Annotated in this window: 6 protein-coding genes; all 6 read left to right on the top strand. The window is 72.9% G+C overall.

Going from position 1 to position 20,461, the window contains the following annotated elements:
* The first annotated feature begins 10 nt into the window (after nucleotides 1-10).
* The 6 genes from GHR20_RS07645 (at nucleotide 11) to GHR20_RS07620 (ending at nucleotide 20,461) form a co-directional block, all read left to right on the top strand.
* A complete protein-coding gene (locus GHR20_RS07645) occupies nucleotides 11-1,345 on the top strand; it encodes a methylaspartate mutase (protein ID WP_243878315.1) in 1,335 nt (444 codons plus the stop codon).
* Between the two features lie 5 nt (nucleotides 1,346-1,350).
* Complete coding sequence (locus GHR20_RS07640; RefSeq protein ID WP_153812725.1) at nucleotides 1,351-2,379, top strand: asparagine synthetase A; 1,029 nt, start codon at nucleotides 1,351-1,353, stop codon at nucleotides 2,377-2,379.
* Nucleotides 2,376-3,659, top strand: a complete 1,284-nt coding sequence (locus GHR20_RS07635) for a glutamate synthase-related protein (RefSeq protein WP_208446844.1) — start codon at nucleotides 2,376-2,378, stop codon at nucleotides 3,657-3,659. Before GHR20_RS07640 ends, GHR20_RS07635 begins: the two co-directional genes overlap by 4 nt.
* A 123-nt stretch (nucleotides 3,660-3,782) precedes the next feature.
* Nucleotides 3,783-12,095 carry a non-ribosomal peptide synthetase gene (locus GHR20_RS07630; RefSeq protein WP_153812724.1) on the top strand — a complete coding sequence of 2,771 codons (8,313 nt, stop codon included), beginning with the start codon at nucleotides 3,783-3,785 and terminating at the stop codon, nucleotides 12,093-12,095.
* Nucleotides 12,092-19,234, top strand: a complete 7,143-nt coding sequence (locus GHR20_RS07625; protein ID WP_153812723.1) for a non-ribosomal peptide synthetase — start codon at nucleotides 12,092-12,094, stop codon at nucleotides 19,232-19,234. The genes GHR20_RS07630 and GHR20_RS07625 overlap by 4 nt, the downstream gene beginning before the upstream one ends.
* Nucleotides 19,235-19,543: 309 nt before the next feature.
* Nucleotides 19,544-20,461 carry a kinase gene (locus tag GHR20_RS07620; RefSeq protein WP_153812722.1) on the top strand — a complete coding sequence of 306 codons (918 nt, stop codon included), beginning with the start codon at nucleotides 19,544-19,546 and terminating at the stop codon, nucleotides 20,459-20,461.

The raw sequence follows: 20,461 nt of genomic DNA, 5'->3' as shown, positions 1-20,461 counted from the left end.
CCGGGGCCCGGTGGCCGTGCACGGATCGCGCGTCTCCTTCGCACGGTACGTCGCGGATGCCCAGGCCAGGGGCGCCCTCGTGGTGCAACCGCGGATGGGGTTCTCCGACCCCGCCCTGATGCGGGCCGGGCTGCGGGCGACCAGGGACGCCGCCGACGCCGTCGTCGGCACCATCACCATCGACAGCTACACCCGGGTGGGCGACGAACCGGCCGCGGTGCGCGCCCTCAACACGGACCACCCCCTCAACGGCTACCCCATCAGCTCGCTCAGCCCGCACACCTCCCGCTGGGTCCTGGACGGCGTGCGCGACCCCTCGTTCCCCGTGCAGGTACGCCACGGTTCGGCCCGCCCCCAGCGCATCATGGCCGCGCTGGCCGCGCTCGGCCTGGACGCGACCGAGGGCGGCCCCGTCTCGTACTGCCTGCCCTACGGCCGCACCCCGCTGGCCGACTCCGTCCGCAACTGGCGCCAGGCGTGCGAGTTCCTCGCCTCGCTCCGCTCCACCGGCGCGGAACCCCACCTGGAGACGTTCGGCGGCTGCATGCTGGGACAGCTGTGCCCACCGGGTCTCCTGGTGGCGCTCAGCGCGCTGGAGGCGCTCTTCTTCCACCAAGCCGGCCTGCGCTCCCTCTCGCTCAGCTACGCCCAGCAGACCAACTCCGAGCAGGACGCGCACGCGATCCACGCGCTGCGCCGGCTGGCGGCCGAGCTGCTGCCGGACACCGAGTGGCACATCGTCCTCTACACCTACATGGGCCTGTACCCGCGCACCCGCGAGGGCGCGCTGGAACTGCTGGAGAGGTCGGCGGAACTCGCCGTGCAGGCCGGAGCGGCGCGGCTGATCGTCAAGACGGCCGCGGAGGCGCACCGCATCCCCACCGTCGCGGAGAACGTCGAGGCGCTGCGCGTGGCGTCGGCCGCCGCCCGCAACACCCGCAAGACCGCCGCCGCGGGCGTGCCGGACGTGTCCGACAACCCGGTGTACGCCGAGGCCCGCGCCCTGATCGACGCGGTCCTCGGGCTCGACGCCGACCTCGGCCGGGCCCTGCTGGCGGCGTTCGCGCGCGGCTACCTCGACGTCCCCTACTGCCTGCACCCCGACAACGCGGGCCGCACCCGCAGCCACATCGACGAGTCCGGCCGGCTGGCCTGGTCCGAGACCGGCTCGATGCCGATCGGCCGCGCCGCCGGGAGCAGCGGCCGGCTGACCGCCCGCGGCCTCTTCGACGCCCTGTCCTTCGTCCAGAGCCGGCACGACCGCCACGTCCTCGCCCCGACCGCCGCGCCGCCCCGGCGCCCGCGTCCGCTCGCCGGTCTGTCCGGCGGCACCTCCAGGAGGTAGTACCCATGACCGTGTCGACCGCCGAGTCCGCCGGACCGGCCACCCTCCAGGCCCCGCCCCCGCTGCCCGCCTCCCTCGACGCGCACCTGACCGCCGCCGGGACCCGAGCCACCCTGCGGGTGCAGAACCGGATGCTCACCGCCGTCCGCGCCTTCCTCGCGGGCCACGGCTTCCAGGAGCTGCTGCCGCCGCTCATCGGCCCGGTGACCGACCCCGGCATCCGCGGTTCGAAGCAGGTGGACGTCGATTTCTACGGCCACAAGTACAAGCTGATGACCAGCGCGATCCTCTACAAGCAGGCCACGCTCGCCGCCTTCGACAAGATCTTCTACATCGCGCCCAACGTGCGGCTGGAACCGCTGGAGACGGCGGTCACCCACCGCCACCTCGCCGAGTTCCACCAGATCGACGTGGAGATACGGGACGCCCGCCGCGAGGACGCGATGGCGCTCGCCGAGGCCCTGGTCGCGCACACCGTGGCGGAGGTCCTGCGGGACATGCCCGCCGAACTGGAGCTGCTCGGCCGGGACGAGGACGCCCTGCGCGCGGCCGTCACCGGCGCCTTCGGCCGCACCAGCCACGAGCGGGCCACCGCCGACCTGGTCGCCCTCGGGCACCCGCAGGACCCGGGCGCGGAGATCGACTGGCGGGGCGAGGAGATCCTGTCCGCCGGCTCCGCCCGCCCCTTCTTCGTCGTCGACTACCCCAAGGGCTCGCGCGGCTTCTACGACCGCGAGGACGCCCGGCGCCCGGGCGTGCTCCGCAACTTCGACCTGATCGCCCCCGAGGGCTACGGCGAACTGGCCAGCGGCAGCGAGCGCGAGCACGACTACGCGACGCTGGTGACCCGGATGCGCGAGACCGGCGAGAACCCCGCCAAGTACGGCTGGTACCTGGACCTGGCCCGCCGGGGCATCCCGGCCAGCTCCGGCTTCGGCATCGGCCTGGAGCGCTTCACCCGGTACGTCACCGGCCGCACCGCCGTCTGGGAGGCCAGCGCCTACCCGAAGCTGCCGGGAGTGGTGTCCGCGTGAGCGCCGCACTGAGCGCCGCCGGCTTCCCCGAGGAGGAGGTGCGCCGCCGCGCCCGGCTGGGAGCCGCGGCCGCCTTCCCCGACCTGTCCGTCTACGGCACCGGCCTGGTCGGCGCCGTACCCGCCGGGCAGGACCTGGGCGACCCGCTGGAGCGGACCCGGATCGTGCCGCCGGTGTTCATGCCGGAGCGGCTGGAGAAGCTGATCGAGCTGGCCCGCGAGCCGCTGTACACGGACGTCGAACTGGACACCGTCATCGGCGGGTTCGCCTCCCGGCTGCCGCTGTACGTCTCGGCGTTCGGCTCCACCCAGGTCGCCAGCCGCGACCTCGGGGAGGCCGCCGGGGCGCAGGCCGGACGGCTGGGCATCCCGATGGTGATCGGCGAGAACGTGGTCCCCGTCAACGGCTACCGGGGTGCCAGCGAGGCCGAGGTCTCCTCGATGACGGGCCGTATCACCGCCTACACCGAGGCGGCCGCCGCGTTCGGCAACGAGGAGTACGGCGGTGTGGTCGTCCAGCAGTCCACCGAGGACGCGGACGCCGAGGTGTGGAACCTCCTCTACAGCGACCCCGTGTCCCAGCCGCTGCTGGCCGCCGGGAAGCTGGCCTTCGAGCTGAAGGTCGGCCAGGGCGCCAAGCCGGGCCTCGGCGGGCTGACGGTACTGGACCGCGAGGCGGCCGGGCGGATCGCCGAACAGTACGCCACCCAGGAGGTGTTCGGCGCCGGCGACCGGGTGCTGCGGCTGAGCAGCCCCGGCACGTTCACCGAGGAGATCCTGCGCCAGCAGATCCGGCTGATGCGCAACAACTTCCCACGCGTACGGGTCTGGGTGAAGCTCCACCCCGGGCGGGACGTGGCCCACGCCGCGGCCACCGCGTGGGCCTCCGGCGCGGACGCGGTGACCGTCGACGGCGCCGAGGCGGGCACCGCGTGGGCGCCGAACGGGTTCCTGGCCCAGGTCGGGCTGCCGCTCGGCGACTGCCTGACCCGGATCGGCCGCACCGGCCGCTGCCTGCTGGCCAGCGGACGGATCTGGGAGGGCACCCGGGCGGTCAAGGCCCTGGCCCTCGGCGCCAGGGCGGTCGGGCTCGGCCGGGCGGCCCTGCTGGCCGTCGACGAGGACGGCGACGCGGGACTGCTGCGGCTCGCCGAGAGCATGGCCCTGGAGCTGCGGATGCTGATCAGCGCCGTCGGAAAGTACCGGGTCGACGCCCTGTCCCCGGAGGACCTCCAGCTCCCCGCCGACGTACGCCCACCGCTCGCGCACGTCCTGCACTAGAGCGGCCCGCCGGACCGGCTCTGGCCACCTCCCGCTCCTCCCGTCGGCGCCGATCGCGGTCGCGGCGGTCCGCCCCCTTCCGCGCGCGAGCGCAGCCCCGAATCCTCGAGATTGGTGTGTGAGATGCCCCAGCAGCAGGCCGGTCAGGCCCACTCGGTCGACATCGACGAGTACAACAGCACCGCGGTGGCCCTTCCCGAGCTGCCGCTGCACGACCTGTTCACCGCCCAGGCGGCGCGCACACCCGAAGCCGCAGCCCTGCTGTGCGGCGAAGTCGAGCTGTCCTACGGCCGGTTGGACGCCGCGTCCGACGCGTTCGCCCGTCGGCTGGTGGCGGCCGGGGTAGGCCCCGGAGACCGGCTCGGGCTGCTCTTCGACCGGTCGGTGGAGTATGTCGTCGCGATGCTCGGGGTGTTGAAGGCGGGTGGCGCGTACGTCCCGTTGGACGCCCGTCAGCCGGAGGAGCGGCTGTCCTGGATGCTCCGCGACACGGGCGCGGTCCTGCTGCTGACCGACCGCCGTTCGGGCGGGACCGACTTCGCCGGTGGTCTGCCGGTGGTGCGGGTGGGCGCCGAAATCACTGTCGTCGAGGGGGAGTCGGCGCCGCTGGGTCTGTCCGTCGCCGCCGGTCAGGCGGCGTACGTGATGTACACCTCGGGGTCGAGCGGGACGCCGAAGGGTGTGGTGAACACGCACCGCAATGTGGTGGAGCTGGCCCTGGACCCGTGGTGGGCGAGTGGCCGGCACCGGCGGGTGCTGGCGTATTCGCCGCTGGCCTTCGACTCCTCGACGTACGAGTTGTGGGTGCCGCTGCTGAGCGGTGGCCTCGCGGTGATCCTCCCCGCCGCCAAGATCGACCTCGGGGAGATAGGCGAGGCCATCGTCCGGCACGGTGTCACCGCCGCCTACTTCACCACCGCCCTCTTCGACGCGATGGCGCACGAGGCCGTGGACAGCCTGGGGTGCCTGGAGGAGATCTGGACCGGCGGCGACGTCCTGTCCAGGACCGCCCTGGAGAAGGTGCTCGCGCACTGCCCCGGCACCACCGTCGTGCACGCCTACGGCCCCACCGAGGCGACCGTCTTCTGCAGCTACCAGGTCTTCGCCACGGACACCCGCGTAGTGGAACGGCTGCACCTGGGCGGCCCGATGGCCAACACCGCCATGTACGTCCTGGACGAGTGGCTGCGCCCGACGGCGCCGGGCGCGGCGGGCGAGCTGTACGTCGCCGGGTCGCATCTCGCCGCCGGCTATCTGGGGCGCGCGGCGCTGACGGCGGAGCGCTTCACCGCAGACCCGTACGGTCCGTCCGGCAGCCGGATGTACCGCACGGGTGATCTGGCCCGCTGGAACCAGCACGGCGAGATCGAGTTCCTCGGCCGCGCCGACCAGCAGGTCAAGCTGCGCGGCTTCCGGATCGAACTCGGCGAGATCGAGACCGTGTTGAGCCGTCGCCCGGAGGTGGGGCAGGCGGCGGTCGTGGTGCGCGAGGACCGTCCCGGTGACAAGCGGCTCGTCGCCTACGTCGTCCCGGTCGCCGGGAGCGAGACCGACCCGGAGGCGCTGCGCCGGTACGTGGAGGGGGAACTGCCGGAGTACATGGTGCCGTCGGCCTTCGTCCGGCTGGCCGCCCTGCCGCTCACCGCCAACGGGAAGCTCGACCGGCGGGCCCTGCCCGAACCGGTGCTGGGCGGCGGCGCGGCCGGCCGCGCCGCGCGGACACCCGTGGAGGAGATCCTGTGCACCCTGTTCGCCGAGGCCCTGGGCCTGCCGTCGGTCGCGGTGGACGACGACTTCTTCCGGCTCGGCGGCCACTCGCTGCTCGCCACCCGCCTCGTCTGCCGCATCCGCGCCCTGCTCGGCACCCGGCTGTCGCTCACCGACTTCTTCCGCCACCCGACGGCCGCCCTGCTCGCCGGTCATCTCGCCGGGGCGGTCGCGGAGGACCGTCCCGCGCTGGTGCCGGCCGAGCGCGGTGACACGGTCCCGCTGTCCCCGGCCCAGCGACGGCTCTGGTTCCTGGACCAGATGGAGGGGCCCTCGGCGACGTACAACATCCCGCTGGCCGTCCGGGTCCGGGGCGGCCTCGACCGGGAGGCGCTGCGCGGCGCCCTCTCGGACGTCGTGGCCCGGCACGAGGTCCTGCGGACCGTGTACCCCGCCCAGGACGGCACGCCGTACCAGTCCGTCCTGCCGGCGGAGTCGGTCGATCTTCCGCTGCCGGTGGTCCCGGCGACCGAGGACGCGCTCGGGGACACCCTCGGCGAGCTGGCCGGAAGCGTGGCCTTCGATCTCGCCCGTGACCTGCCCGTGCGGGGGACGCTGCTGGAACTGGCGCCGGATGACCACGTCCTGCTGCTGGTGGTGCACCACATCGCCTCGGACGGCTGGTCGAACACCCCGCTGATGCGGGACCTGGGGACCGCGTACGCGGCCCGGGCCGACGGGGCGGCACCCGGCTGGCAGCCGCTGCCGGTCCAGTACGCGGACTACACGCTGTGGCAGCAGGAACTCCTGGGCGACGCGGACGACCCGGACAGTGTGCTCGCCGCTCAACTCGACTACTGGAAGGGCGCGTTGGCGGAGCTGCCCGACACGGTGTCGCTGCCCGCGGACCGGCCCCGCCCGGTCGTGGCCTCCTACCGGGGCGCCACGCACACCGTCTCCTGCCCGGCCGCGTTGCACCAGGCGCTCACCGCGCTGGCCCGGGAGACCGGCACCACCTTCTTCATGGTCGCCCAGGCGGCCGTCGCGGCGCTGCTCACCCGCTCGGGCACCGGTACCGACATCGCCCTCGGCTCCCTCGTCGCGGGGCGCGGCGACGAGGCGCTCGACGATCTGGTCGGCTTCTTCGTCAACACCCTGGTCCTGCGCACCGACACCAGCGGGGACCCCTCCTTCCGTGAACTCCTCCGGCGGGCCCGGGAGACCGACCTCGCGGCCTGGGCCCACCAGGACGTGCCGTTCGACCGGCTGGTCGAGGCGCTCAACCCGGAGCGGTCCGCCTCCCGGCACCCGCTCTTCCAGGTCATGCTCACCGTGGCCGACGCCGTCGACCCGGCTCCGGTCCTGCCCGGCGCGGACACGAGCGCGAGCCAGCTCCCGCTGGGCGCGGCCAAGTTCGACCTCACGGTGAACTTCCACGAGCACCACACCCGCGACGGCGGACCGGCCGGCCTCGACATCACCATCGAGTACGCCACCGACCTCTACGACGCCGTCACCATGCGGGCCGCGGCCGCCCGGCTGGTCCGGCTGCTCGGCGCGGCCGTCGCCGAACCCGAGACCCCGATCGGCCGGATCGAACTGCTCGGGGAGACCGAGCGCGCCGCACTCCTCGTCGACTACAACGACACGGAGACCGACCTGCCCGCCGCCTCCCTGCCGGAGCTGTTCGCGGCCCAGGCGGCCCGTACGCCCGAAGCGGTGGCGCTGATATGCGGTGAAGCCGAGCTGTCCTACCGGCAGTTGGACGCCGCGTCCGACGCGTTCGCCCGTCGGCTGGTCGCGGCCGGGGTGCGTCCCGGCGACCGGGCGGGCTTGTTCCTGGACCGGTCGGTGGAGTATGTCGTCGCGATGCTGGGGGTGTTGAAGGCGGGTGGTGCGCTCGTCCCGTTGGACGCGCGCCAGCCGGGGGAGCGGCTGGGCTGGATGCTGCGGGACACCGGCGCGGCCTTGCTGGTGACCGATCGTGGTGCGGATGCGACGGAGTTCGCCGGTGGTCTGCCGGTGGTGCGGGTGGGCGCCGAAATCACTGTCGTCGAGGGGGAGTCGGCGCCGCTGGGTCTGTCCGTCGCCGCCGGTCAGGCGGCGTACGTGATGTACACCTCGGGGTCGAGCGGGACGCCGAAGGGTGTGGTGAACACGCACCGCAATGTGGTGGAGCTGGCCCTGGACCCGTGGTGGGCGAGTGGCCGGCACCGGCGGGTGCTGGCGTATTCGCCGCTGGCCTTCGACTCCTCGACGTACGAGTTGTGGGTGCCGCTGCTGAGCGGTGGCCTCGCGGTGATCCTCCCCGCCGCCAAGATCGACCTCGGGGAGATAGGCGAGGCCATCGTCCGGCACGGTGTCACCGCCGCCTACTTCACCACCGCCCTCTTCGACGCGATGGCGCACGAGGCCGTGGACAGCCTGGGGCGCCTGGAGGAGATCTGGACCGGCGGCGACGTCCTGTCGGCGACGGCCCTGCGGACCGTCCTGGACCGGTGCCCGGACACCACCGTCGTGCACGCCTACGGCCCCACCGAGGCGACCGTGTTCTGCAGCTACCAGGTCTTCGCCACGGACACTCGCGTGGTGGAACGGCTGCACCTGGGCGGCCCGATGGCCAACACCGCCATGTACGTCCTGGACGACCGGTTCCGCCCCGCGCCTCCGGGCGTCACGGGGGAGCTGTACGTCTCCGGGTCGCATCTCGCCGCCGGCTACTTCGGACGTCCGGCACTGACGGCGGAGCGCTTCACCGCGAACCCGTACGGTCCGTCCGGCAGCCGGATGTACCGCACGGGCGATCTGGCCCGCTGGAACCAGCACGGCGAGATCGAGTTCCTCGGCCGCGCCGACCAGCAGGTCAAGCTGCGCGGCTTCCGCATCGAACTCGGCGAGATCGAGACCGTGTTGAGCCGTCGTCCGGAGGTGGGTCAGGCGGCGGTCGTGGTGCGCGAGGACCGTCCCGGTGACAAGCGGCTCGTGGCGTACGTCGTCCCGGTCACCGGGAGCGAGACCGCCCCGGACACCGCGTGCGACATCGACCCGGAGGCGCTGCGCCGGTACGCGGTGGAGGCGCTGCCGGAGTACATGGTGCCGTCGGCGTTCGTGACCCTGGACGCCCTGCCGCTCACCGCCAACGGCAAGCTCGACCGGCGGGCCCTGCCCGCGCCGGTCCTGCGGGGGAGCACGGGCGGCCAGGCCGCGCGCACGCCCGCCGAACAGGTCCTGTGCACCTTGTTCGCCGAGGCCCTGGGCCTGCCGTCGGTCGCGGTGGACGACGACTTCTTCCGGCTCGGCGGCCACTCGCTGCTCGCCACCCGGCTGGTCGCGCGGGTGCGGGAGATCTTCGGGGCGCAGGTACTGGTGCGGGACCTGTTCCGGCACCCGACGGCGGCCGCGCTGGCCGCTCACATCGCCGGCGGCCAGCACGATGCCACCCGCCCCGCCCTGACCGCCGGATCGCGTCCGGCTCGGCTGCCGCTCTCCCCCTCCCAGCGACGGCTCTGGTTCCTGGACCAGATGGAGGGCCCCTCGGCGACGTACAACATCCCGCTGGCCATCCGCCTCACGGGCGGCCTCGACCGGGAGGCCCTGCGCGGTGCCGTGTCGGATGTCGTGGCCCGGCACGAGGCCCTGCGCACCCTGTTCCCCGCCGAGAACGGCGAGCCGTACCAGCGGATCGTCCCGGCGGACCGGGCGGAGGTCCCCTTCGCCCTCCTCGGCGCCGACGAGGACACGCTCGCGGCGAGGATGGCCGACGAGGCCGGCCGCCCCTTCGTCCTCGACTCCGAACTGCCCCTGCGGGCCATGCTGTTCGAGCCGGCGCCGGATGAGCATGTCCTGCTGCTGGTGATGCACCACATCGTCTCGGACGGCTGGTCCAACACCCCGCTGACGCGGGACCTGGGGATCGCGTACGCGGCCCGGGCCGACGGGGTGCCGCCGGACTGGGAACCGCTGCCGGTCCAGTACGCCGACTACACGCTGTGGCAGCGGGACGTGCTGGGCGACGCGGACGACCCGGACAGTGCGGTCTCCACTCAACTCGACTACTGGAAAGGGGTATTGGCGGGGCTGCCGGACGAGGTGTCGCTGCCCGCGGACCGGCCCCGCCCGGTCGTGGCCTCCTACCGGGGCGCCACGCACACCGTGTCCTGCCCGGCCGCGTTGCACCAGGCGCTCACCGCGCTGGCCCGGGAGACCGGCACCACCTTCTTCATGGTGGCCCAGGCGGCGGTGGCGGCGCTGCTGACCCGCTCCGGCGCCGGTACCGACATCGCCATCGGAGCCCCCGTGGCCGGCCGCGCGGACCAGGCCCTCGACGATCTGGTCGGCTTCTTCGTCAACACCCTGGTCCTGCGCACCGACACCGGCGGCGACCCCTCCTTCCGTGAACTGCTGCGCCGCGCCCGGGACACCGACCTCGCGGCCTGGGCCCACCAGGACGTCCCCTTCGACCGGCTGGTCGAGGCCCTCAACCCCGAGCGCTCCACCTCCCGGCACCCGCTCGCCCAGGTCATGCTCTCGGTCACCGACGCGGCCGTACCGGTACCCCAACTCCCGCGCGTGGTAGCCCGGTCGGAGTTCACGCCGCTCGCGATCGCCAAGTTCGACCTCACCTTCACCTTCCGGGAGCACCGCACCCCGGGAGGCGAACCGGCCGGCTTCGACCTCGGCGTGGAGTACGCCACCGACCTGTACGACGCGGGCACCGTCGAGGCCGCCGCGGCCCGCCTGACCCGGCTGCTGGACGCGGCGGCCGGCACCCCCGATCTGCCGGCCGGCGGGCTGGACATGCTCGGCGACGAGGAACGCCGGCGGCTGCTCGTCACCTGGAACGGCGAGACGACCCCCCGGGCCGGGGCCTCGCTGCCGGAGGCGTTCGCCGCGCGGGTCGCCCGCGAACCGGACGCACCTGCCGTGGTGATGGGTGAACGAAGCCTCAGCTACGCCGAGTTGGACGAGCGCACCGACCGGCTGGCCCGCCGGCTCCTCGGCGAGGGCATCCGCGCCGGTGACCCCGTGGTCCTCTTCCTGGAGCGCTCGCTGGAAGCGGTGGTCGCCCTGCTGGCGGTCGTCAAGACCGGCGCGGTCTACGTCCCGCTGGACGTCCGCTACCCCGCCGACCGCATCGCCCTGATCATCCGGGACTCCAAGGCCACGGTCTTCCTCACCGACCGGGACCTGACCGGCCTCGGCCTCTCCGAGCACGCCCGGACGATCCCGGTCACCGGTGTGGCGGACCGCCCGCAGGGCGCGGCGGGGGAAGCGGCGGCCGGATCAGCGGCGACCGGGAGAGCGGCGGCTGGGGGAGCGGAGGTTGGCGGGGCCGACCCCCTGCCCCCGGTCCACCCCGACCAGCCGGCCTACGCCATGTTCACCTCCGGCTCGACCGGCGTCCCCAAGGGCGTCGCGGTCACCCACCGCAACATCACCGACCTGGCCGCCGACGAACGCTTCCCGCTCGCCTCTCGGGCTCGGATGCTGCTGCACTCGCCGATGGCCTTCGACGCCTCGACGTTCGAATTCTGGATGCCGCTGCTGACCGGTGGCACGCTCGTCGTCGCCCCGCCCGGACTGCTGGACACCACCGCGCTGAGCCGCGTCCTGTCCGAGGGCCGGATCACCGGACTGGTCCTGTCGTCGGGCCTGTTCCAGATGCTGGCCGAGGACGACCCGGCGGCGCTGGCGGGCGTACGGACCGTGCTGACCGGCGGCGATGTCATGTCCGTCGAGGCGGTCCGCCGTATCCACGAGCACTGCCCCGACACCACCGTGCTCAACGGCTACGGCCCGACCGAGACGACCGTCCTGGTCGCCGCGCACACCGTCCGCAGGCCCTACGACCGCCCCGGAGCGGTACCGATCGGCACCCCGCTGGACAACACCCGGATGTACGTCCTCGACAGCCGGATGCGCCTGGTCCCGCCCATGACGCCGGGCGAGCTGTACCTGGCGGGCTCCGGACTGGCCGCCGGCTACCCGAACCGGCCCGCGCTGACCGCCGAACGGTTCACCGCCGACCCGTACGGCCCGCCCGGCAGCCGGATGTACCGCACCGGCGACCTGGCCCGCTGGAACCACCGGGGCGAGATCGAGTTCCTCGGCCGCGCCGACCAGCAGGTCAAGCTGCGCGGTTTCCGGATCGAACCCGGTGAGATCGAGACGGCCCTGTGCCGGCATCCGGCGGTGGCGCAGGCGGCCGTGGTGCTCGGGGAGATCAGGGCGGGCGACAAGGCCCTCATCGCCTACGTCACCCCCTTCGAGGGCGTCCACGCGGACATCGCCGAGCTGCGCGCCCAGGTGTCCGCGACCCTGCCCGACTACATGGTGCCGTCGGCCTTCGTCCAGCTGGACGCCCTGCCGCTCACCGCCAACGGCAAGCTCGACCGGGGCGCCCTGCCCGCGCCCGAGCCGGCCGACACGGGAGCGGCGGCCGAGGGGCGGGCGCCGCGCACCCCCAACGAGGAGATGCTCTGCGGCCTGTTCGCCGAGCTGCTCGGCCGGCCCTCGGTCTCCATCGACGACAACTTCTTCCACCTGGGCGGGCATTCGCTGCTCGCCACCCGGCTCGTGCGCCGGATCAACAGCGTCATGGGTGTCGACCTGCCGATCGGCGCCCTCTTCAACAACCCGATGGTGGCCACGCTGGTCGAGCAGCTCGACCGTATCGGCAGCGCCCGGCCCAAGCTTCGGCCCATGCGCCGGATGGGAGCGTCCACATGATCCCCTTGTCCTTCGCCCAGCAGCGGCTGTGGTTCCTGGACCAGATGGAAGGCCCGTCCGCGACCTACCACATTCCGCTGGCCGTCCGGATGCGCGGCGCTCTCGACCGCGCGGCCCTGCGGGACGCTCTGACGGATGTGGTGGCCCGGCACGAGGTGCTGCGGACCCTGTTCCCCGCCCAGGAGGGAACGCCGTACCAGTCGATCCTCGCGGAGGAGGACGTCGAACTCCCGCTGCCGGTGCTCCCGGTGACCGAGGACGCGCTCGCCACCACCCTCGGCGAGCTGGCCGCGAAGACCTTCGACCTCGCCCGTGACCTGCCCCTCCGCGGGACCTTGCTGGAGCTGGCCCCCGAGGACCACGTCCTGCTGCTGGTCGTGCACCACATCGCCTCGGACGGCTGGTCCAACGCCCCGCTGATGCGGGACCTGGGGACCGCGTACGGCGCCCGGACCGAGGGCGGCGCGCCGCACTGGGAGCCGCTGCCCGTCCAGTACGCCGACTACACGCTCTGGCAGCGGGAGGTCCTGGGGGACGCCGACGACCCGGACAGCGTGATCTCCTCCCAACTCGACTACTGGAAGGACGCGTTGGCGGAGCTGCCGGACGAGGTGTCGCTGCCCGCGGACCGGCCCCGCCCGGTGGTGGCCTCGTACCGGGGCGCCACCTGCGAGGTGTCCTGCCCGGCCGGGACGCACCGGGCGCTCACCGGTCTGGCCCGGGAGACCGGCACCACGTTCTTCATGGTCGCCCAGGCGGCGGTGGCCGCGCTGCTGACCCGCTCGGGCGCCGGTACGGACATCGTCATCGGCTCCCCGGTCACCGGGCGCGGGGACGAGGCCCTCGACGACCTGGTCGGCTTCTTCGTGAACACGCTCGTCCTGCGCACCGACACCGGCGGCGACCCGTCCTTCCGTGAACTGCTCCGCCGCGCCCAGCAGACCGATCTGGCGGCCTGGGCGCACCAGGACATGCCGTTCGACCGGCTGGTCGAGGTCCTCAACCCGGAGCGCTCGGCTTCCCGCCACCCGCTCTTCCAGGTGATGCTCACGGTCGCCCGGTCGCTCGACCCGGCCGGGCCCGGACTCGGCTCCCTGGACACGTCGTTGGTGATCCCGGAACTGCGGATCGCCAAGTTCGATCTGACCTTCGGCTTCCAGGAGCGCTCCGGCGCCGACGGCCGGCCGGCCGGATGCGACATCGTCGCCGAGTACGCCACCGATCTGTACGACGCGGGAACGGTACGGGCCGTCCTCGACCGGCTGGTACGACTGCTCACCGCGGTGGCCGACACCCCGGACGCGCCGGTCGGCACGCTGGAGATGCTGACGGCCGACGAGCGCAGCCGGCTGGACGGGTGGGCCGGGCCCCGCACCCGGGCCCCGCGGCTCTCCCTCGACCAGCTGTTCAGCGGGAAGGCGGCCGCGACCCCCGACGCGGTGGCCCTCGTCCACGAGGAGCAGCGGATCACGTACGCGGACCTGGACATCTGGTCCAACCGGCTGGCCCGCCATCTCACTTCGCGGGGCGTGACACCGGGCAGCCTGGTCGCCATCCATCTCGAACGCTCGCCGCTGCTGATCGCCTCGCTGCTCGCGGTGCTGAAGGCCGGCGCCGGATACACCCTGCTGGACCCGCAGTTCCCCCTGGAGCGCCTCAACAAGGCCCTCGGACAGACCAGTCCGTCGGTGGTGATCAGCCAGGCGTACCTCCCGGCGCTGGAGCACACCGCGCCGCTGATCGACCTGACGGCCGACGCGACGGTGATCGCGGCGACTTCGGGCGCGTCGGTGGAGACGTCCGGCCATCCCGAGGCCGTGGCCTGCGTCATGTTCACCTCCGGTTCGACCGGCGCCCCGAAGGGTGTGGCGGCCTCCCATCGCGCCCTGGCGGCGACGTTCCTGGGGCCGGACTACCTCCACTTCGGCCCCGAGCAGAGCTACTTGCAGTGCTCGCCGGTTTCTTGGGACGCCTTCGCGCTTGAGGTCTTCGGTCCTCTCCTCCACGGTGGTACGTGCGTTCTCCAGCCCGGTCAGCACACCGATCCGCATCAGATCGTGGAACTCGTCGAGCGGCACCGGATCACCACGCTCCAGATGTCCGCGAGCCTGTTCAACCACATGCTGGACGAGCACCCCGCCGTCTTCAGCGTCCTCCGCGAGGCCATGACCGCCGGAGAAGCCGCCTCGCCAGCCCACACCGCACGCGCCCTCGCCGACCACCCGCACCTGCACCTGATCAACGGCTACGGCCCGGCGGAGAGCATGGGATTCACCACCACCCACCCGATCACCTCCGACGCCGCGTCCATCCCCATCGGCGGCCCGGTCACGGGCAAGAACGCCTACGTCCTCGGCCCGAACCTCGAACTGCTTCCTCCGAACACGCCGGGGGAGTTGTATGTCGCCGGACACGGCCTCGCCCACGGTTACATCGGCCAACCCGCGCTCACAGCGGACCGGTTCACCGCCAACCCGTACGGCCCGGCCGGCAGTCGGATGTACCGCACCGGCGACCTGGCCCGCTGGAACCACCGGGGCGAGCTGGAGTACCTCGGCCGTGCCGACCAGCAGTTGAAGCTCCGGGGCTTCCGCATCGAACCCGGCGAGATCGAGAACGTCCTGTGCAAGCACCCCGCCGTGGCCCAGGCGGCGGTCGCCGTGCGCGAGGTCCGCCCGGGTGACAAGCGGCTCGTCGCGTACGTCGTCCCGGCCGCCGGGAGCCGGATCGAACCGGAGGCGCTGCGCCGGCACGCCGAGAGCACGCTGGCCGACTACATGGTCCCGGCCGTGTTCATGGCGCTGGACGCCCTCCCGCTGACCGTCAACGGCAAGCTCGACCAGCGGGCCCTGCCCCAGCCCGGCCTCCCGGGCCACTCCACCGAGGGCCGGGCCCCCCGCACCCCCGCCGAAGAAGTTCTCTGCACCGTCTTCGCCGAGGTCCTGGGCCTGCCCTCCGCCAGCGTGGACGACGACTTCTTCCGCCGTGGCGGCCACTCCCTCCTCGCCACCCGCCTGGTCTCCAGGGTGCGGGAGATCTTCGGAGTGCGGCTGCTGGTACGGGACTTGTTCCGCCACCCCACGGTCGCCGCCCTGGCCGAGCGCATCGCCGGCGACCGGGCCGAAGCCTCTCGCCCCGCACTGCTGGCCGGGCCGCGTCCGGCGCGGCTGCCGCTCTCCCCGGCCCAGCGCCGGCTCTGGTTCCTGGACCAGATGGAGGGCCCCTCGGCGACGTACAACATCCCGATGGCCGTACGACTGACCGGTGACCTCGACCGTGCGGCGCTGCGCGGCGCCCTGTCGGACGTCGTGGGCCGACACGAGGCCCTGCGCACCCTGTTCCCCGCCGAGCACGGCGAACCCCGCCAGCAGATCGTCCCGGCCGACACGGCGGAGGTCCCCTTCAGCGTCCTCGGCGCCGACGCGGACACCCTGGCGGCCAGGATCAGCGAGCAGGCAGGACGGCCCTTCGCCCTCGACTCCGAACTCCCGATCCGCAGCGTTCTGTTCGAGCTGGCACCGGACCATCACGTCCTGCTCCTGGTGGTGCACCACATCGTCTCGGACGGCTGGTCGAACACCCCGCTGATGCGCGACCTCGGCACCGCCTACCGGGCACGCGCCGACGCCGAGGCGCCCGGCTGGGCGGCGCTGCCGGTCCAGTACGCCGACTACACGCTGTGGCAGCAGGAACTCCTGGGCGACGCGGACGACCCGGACAGCCTGATCGCCGCCCAGCTCGGCCACTGGCGCGGCGCCCTGGAAGCCGTACCGGACGAGGTGACCCTCCCCGCCGACCGGCCGCGCCCGGTCGTGGCCTCCTACCGGGGCGCCACGCACACCGTGTCCTGCCCGGCCGGGACGCATCAGGCGCTCACCGGTCTGGCCCGGGAGACCGGTACCACGTTCCTCATGGTCGCCCAGGCGGCACTGGCCGCGCTGCTGACCCGCTCGGGCGCCGGTACCGACATCGTCATCGGCTCGCCCGTGGCCGGCCGCGCGGACCAGGCGCTCGACGATCTGGTCGGCTTCTTCGTCAACACCCTGGTCCTGCGCACCGACACTGGCGGGAACCCCTCCTTCCGTGAACTGCTGCGCCGCGCCCGGGACACCGACCTCGCGGCCTGGGCCCACCAGGACGTTCCCTTCGACCGTTTGGTCGAGGCCCTCAACCCGGAGCGTTCGGCCTCCCGGCACCCGCTCTTCCAAGTCATGCTCACCGTCGGCCAGTCCCTCGGCAGCGGACCCGAACTGGGGCACCTGACAACCGAGTTCGTCGTGCCTGAACTGCGGATCGCGAAGTTCGACCTGACCTTCGGCTTCGAGGAGCACCGGACCGAGGACGGCGGCGCGGCCGGCTTCGACATCTGCGTGGAGTACGCCACCGACCTGTACGACGCCGGTACCGTCCGGGCGGCCGTGGCGCGCCTGGTCCGGCTGCTCGGCGCGGCGGCCGAGACTCCCGATCTGCCGTTCGGCCGGCTGGAGATCCTCGGCGCGGAGGAGCACGGACGGCTCACTGCCTGGGCCGGCCCGGACACGTCCGCTCCCGGGCTCTCCCTGGACCGGCTGTTCAGCGCACGGGCGGCGCGGGTCCCCGACGCGGTGGCCCTCGTCCACGAGGAGCAGCGGATCACGTACGCGGACCTGGACATCTGGTCCAACCGGCTGGCCCGTCACCTCACTTCGCGGGGCGTGACGCCGGGCAGCCTGGTCGCCATCCATCTGGAGCGTTCACCGCTGCTGATCGCCTCGCTGCTCGCGGTGCTGAAGGCCGGTGCCGGATACACCCTGCTGGACCCGCAGTTCCCGCGGGAGCGGCTGAACGGCGTTCTCGCGCAGACCGGTCCGGCCGCCGTGATCGGCCAGGCGTACCTCCCGGCGCTGGAGCACACCGCGCCGCTGATCGACCTGACGGCCGACGCGACGGTGATCGCGGGGACTTCGGGTGCGTCGGTGGAGACGTCCGGCCACCCCGAGGCCGTCGCGTGCGTCATGTTCACCTCCGGTTCGACCGGCGCCCCGAAGGGTGTGGCGGCCTCCCATCGCGCCCTGGCGGCGACCTTCCTGGGCCCGGACTACCTTCACTTCGGCCCCGAGCAGGACTACTTGCAGTGCTCGCCGGTCTCCTGGGACGCCTTCGCCCTGGAGGTGTTCGGTCCGCTCCTGCACGGTGGTACGTGCGTTCTCCAGCCCGGTCAGCACACCGATCCGCATCAGATCGTGGAACTCGTCGAGCGGCACCGGATCACCACGCTCCAGATGTCCGCGAGCCTGTTCAACCACATGCTGGACGAGCACCCTCAGGTCTTCGCCACGGTGCGTGAGGCCATGACGGCGGGCGAGGCGGCTTCGCCCTCCCACACGGCACGGGCCCTCGCCGACCACCCCCATCTGCACCTGATCAACGGCTACGGGCCCGCGGAGAGCATGGGTTTCACCACCACGCACCCGATCACCCCCGAGTCCGCCGTCTCCGGGGCCGCGTCCATCCCCATCGGCGGCCCGGTCACGGGCAAGAACGCCTACGTCCTCGGCCCGAACCTCGAACTGCTTCCTCCGAACACGCCGGGGGAGTTGTATGTCGCCGGACACGGCCTCGCCCACGGTTACATCGGCCAACCCGCTCTCACGGCGGACCGGTTCACCGCCAACCCGTACGGTCCGGCCGGCAGTCGGATGTACCGCACCGGTGACCTGGCCCGCTGGAACCACCGGGGCGAGCTGGAGTACCTCGGCCGTGCCGACCAGCAGTTGAAGCTCCGGGGCTTCCGCATCGAACCCGGCGAGATCGAGAACGTCCTGTGCAGGCACCCCGCCGTGGCCCAGGCGGCCGTGGTCATCGGCGAGGTCAGGCCGGGCAACAAGGGCCTCATCGCCTATGTGACACCTCTCGACGGGTCCCGTATCGACATCCCCGGACTCCGCGCCCACGCCTCCGCGTCGCTGCCCGACCACATGATCCCGGCGGCGTACGTGGCCCTGGACGCGCTCCCGCGCACCACCAACGGCAAGCTCGACCGCAAGGCCCTGCCCCAGCCCGACCCCGACGACCAGCCCCGCACCGGCCGCGGCCCCCGCACCCCCGCCGAAGAGGTCCTGTGCACCCTGTTCGCCGAGGTCCTCGGCCTGCCCGCGGCCTCCGTCGACGACCACTTCTTCCACCGCGGCGGCCACTCCCTGCTCGCCACCCGGCTGATCAGCCGCATCCGCACCATCTGGAGCACGCACACGACGATCAGCGACCTGTTCCGCTACCCGACACCCGAGCTGCTCGCCGAGCACATCGCGGCCGGCCCCGCCGGCGCCGGCGCCAACCCGCTGGAGGCCGTCCTGCGCATCCGCGGCGCGGCCGAGGGCGCCGCCCGCGCGGCGGAGGGGACCGCGCCACCGCTGTTCTGCGTCCACCCCGTCTCCGGGATCAGCTGGGGGTACGCCGGGCTGCTGCGGCACATCGGCGAGGACCACCCCGTCATCGGGTTGCAGGCCCGGCACTTCACCGAGCCCCAGCGCCGTCCCGGCTCCGTCGCGGAGATGGCGGACGACTACCTGGCCTCGATCCGCGCGGTCCAGCCGCACGGGCCGTACCACCTGATCGGCTGGTCCTTCGGCGGCATGGTCGCGCACGCCGTCGCCGCCCGGCTGGAACGGCTCGGCGAGGAGGTACGGCTGCTCGGGCTGCTGGACGCCTATCCGCTGCCGGAGGGCTTCGAACCGCGGCCGATCACCGGCGGGGACGTCCTGCACGGCCTGCTCGGCGAGGTGCCGGCGGACGCGCCCGTGCACTGCGCCGACGGGGCGCCGGACGTCGGGGAACTCGCCGGGCTCGTACGGGACCGGGCACCCGGGCTCGGCGAACTCGACGGGCCGGGCGCCGCCGCCGTCGTGGAGGCGACCGTCGCCAACCTGGAGATCCGGCTGCGCCATGTGCCGGACCTGCCCTTCGGCGGCGACCTGCTCTTCTTCAACGCCACCGGCACGCCCGCCCCGTCGACGGCGGCCGAGGCATGGGCGCCGTACGTGCGCGGCCGGATCGAGGAGGTCGACGTCGACTGCCGGCACGCCGAGATGACCGAGCCGGAGCCGCTGCGCGCGATCGGCGAGATCCTGGCCGGCCGGCTGCGTCCCGCCAGACGCTAGAACCGCCAGACGTGAGAACCGATACCAGGAACCTCCGGCCGGTCGCCTGATGGCCTCCGGCCGGAGGTTCCTGGTTCCTGGTCCCTGTTCCCCGGTCCCGACCGTCCACCGCCCTGCGCTGCCCCGCCAACGCCCTGCCCCGCCCTGCCCTGTGCCGCCCCCGCCCCCCGCTTCCCCCTCCGTGGTGACTGCCCCGGAACTGCCGCCTCGGTCACCGGATTCGGCCGGTTCCTTTTCCTAACGTGGAGGTGTCCGAACGGCCGACCCGGTACGCAAAGGAGCGGCCCGGCCTCAGAGGAAGCAAGGGATATGGCTGATCATTCCGGCTGGCGCCTCGGTATCGCTTCGGCTCCCATCCATCACGGCGAGATCCTGCAAGGTGTCTTCCCCCACGAGGGCGGACTCAGCAGGGGCCTGGTGACCCTGCCCTGCACCATCTACAAGACACACGCGACCTTCATGCCGGCCCCCGGTGCCGAACTGACGGTCTCCCCGGCCTGGAAGACCAAGGCCCTGCGCGCGGCCGAACTCACCATCGCCGCGATCAGCCCGGACGGGGACCACCCCGTGGGCGGCCACCTCGACCTCTCCGGAGACGTCCCGCTGTGCCGCGGCTTCGGCTCCTCGACCAGCGATGTCCTCGCCACCATCTGGGCGGTGAAGGACGCCTTCGTCAGCACGCTGGCCCCCGAGGACGTGGCCCGGCTCGCCGTACAGGCCGAACTGGCCTCCGACTCGCTGATGTTCGAGGAGACCTCGGTGCTGTTCGCGCAGCGCGACGGCGAGGTCATCGAGGACTTCGGCTACCGCATGCCGCCGGTGCGCGTCCTCGGCTTCGGCTCACGGCCGCAGAACAACGGGCAGGGCGTCGACACGCTCGCCTTCCCGCCCGCCACGTACGGCAGCGACGAGACCCGGAGCTTCGCCGAGCTCCAGGCCATGCTCCGCGACGCCATCCAGACGAAGGACGCGGCCCTCCTGGGCGCGGTGGCCACCGCCAGCACCGAGATCAACCAGCGGCATCTGCCGATACCGGACCTCGACCGGATCCGCTGGATCGTCCGGGAGGTCGGCGCCCTCGGGGTGCAGGCCGCCCACAGCGGGGACATCGCCGGAATCCTCTTCGACCGCGACGACCGCGAGGTCGAGGCCCGCACCGAACACGCGAAAGACCTTCTGCACAGCACGGGCATCCACGAGCAGTGGATCTTCACGACGGGTGACTGA

Source organism: Streptomyces sp. SUK 48, from assembly GCF_009650765.1.
Lineage (GTDB): Bacteria > Actinomycetota > Actinomycetes > Streptomycetales > Streptomycetaceae > Streptomyces.
The sequence above is the reverse complement of the archived record's forward strand: the minus strand, read 5'-3'. Positions and strand labels throughout refer to the sequence as shown.